Annotated in this window: 1 protein-coding gene and 1 pseudogene; both read right to left on the bottom strand. The window is 68.0% G+C overall.

Going from position 1 to position 1,464, the window contains the following annotated elements; all coding sequences use genetic code 11:
* Positions 1 to 413 (bottom strand): annotated as a pseudogene (locus tag G6018_RS13300) (cytochrome P450); the annotation flags it as partial.
* A 204-nt stretch (positions 414 to 617) separates the two neighbouring features.
* Positions 618 to 1,464 (bottom strand): biotin/lipoyl-containing protein (locus tag G6018_RS13295; RefSeq protein ID WP_347237863.1); only part of this gene is annotated, 847 nt, incomplete at its 5' end.

The following is a 1,464-nucleotide window of genomic DNA, read 5'->3' as shown; positions in this document are numbered from 1 at the left end:
TCCGCCTGCACCGGCAGGCGGGTCGCGAAGTCGGCGATGCCATCGAAGTGATCTCGCGCCAACAGTCGGTCGACGGTGTCCGTGGCCTCCTGCTCCAGTGTGGGCAGCGACGGGCGTATCGCCCGCGAGGTCAGGGACTGCATGAGGATCATCCGGCGGGTCATGTGCGTGGCGTCGTCACTCGCGAGTGTGGTGTAGTGCCCGAGGGTGTTGGCGACCGGGTTGGCGCCCACGCCCCTGCCGCTGCGGAAGGTCGCGTCGTCGCGTAGGGCCAGCCGCACGTCGTCGAACCGGCCGATCGCGAACATCCGATGACGCGGGAGCCATACGACGGGGCCGGCGTCCCGGATTCGGCGATACACCTCCTGTGGCCTGTCGACCACCTCGTCGCCGTACAGATCGACGTCAACCACCGGCGCCCCACGATGGGTGGCGGTCCGGAGTGGGGGGTATCGGAGAGTCATCTGCCCGTCCTGGTGTCACGAGTCGCACGGGTACGCGCCGCGCGAGTCGATTCCGTCATTGCTGACGAAATCATCATCTAAAAGTATGGCAAAGGTCAAGTGATGTCCGCGGACACGCCCGGAATGCCGCGGCTGCGCGTCCGGGCAGTGCGGTCAGCTCAGTACGACGATCAGATCGCCGGCTTCGACCTGTCCGACCGTGTTGATGGCGATGCGGTCCACAGTGCCGCCTCCGGCGCTCGTGATCGCGGCCTCCATCTTCATGGCTTCGATGGTGGCGACGGTGCCGCCGGGTTCGATCTCGTCGCCGACTCCGACGGCGACGGTGACCACGCCGGAGAAGGGTGCGGGGATGTGGAGGGGGTTGCCGGGATCGGCCTTTTCCGCGGCGGGTACCTCGACGCCTACTGAACGGTCGCGGACCGGAACCGGCCGCAATTGTCCGTTGATGATGCACATCACGGTGCGCATGCCACGGTCGTCCGGTTCGCTGATGGCTTCGAGACCGATGAGGAGATCGACGCCGGGCTCGAGTTCGACGCGGTGTTCCTCGCCGTAGCGCAGGCCGTAGAAGAACTGGTTGGTCGAGAGCTGGGAGGTGTCACCGTACTGCTCGCGATGCTGCTCGAACTCCGCGGTCGGGCCGGGGAACAGAAGCCTGTTGAGAGTCTCCTGCCGGATGCGACCGGCCGTCCGCAGCGCGGCGGCGTCGGCATCGGATATCGGGGTCACCTCCGGCGCCGGCGGGCGCCCCTGGAGTGCGGTGCTGCGCAGCGGTTCCGGCCAGCCGCCGGCGGGGTCCCCGAGCTCGCCACGCAGGAACCCGATCACCGAGTCAGGGATGTCGTAGGACGTGGGGTCCGCCGCGAAGTCGGCCGCGGAGATCTCGCGTCCGACCAGGGCGAGGGCGAGATCGCCGACGACCTTCGACGACGGGGTGACCTTGATCAGCCGGCCCAGCATGCGGTCGGCCTCGGCGTAAGCCTGTTCGACGGCTTCG

Source organism: Dietzia sp. DQ11-44, from assembly GCF_014145205.1.
Classification (GTDB): Bacteria; Actinomycetota; Actinomycetes; order Mycobacteriales; family Mycobacteriaceae; genus Dietzia; species Dietzia natronolimnaea.
The sequence above is the reverse complement of the archived record's forward strand: the minus strand, read 5'-3'. Positions and strand labels throughout refer to the sequence as shown.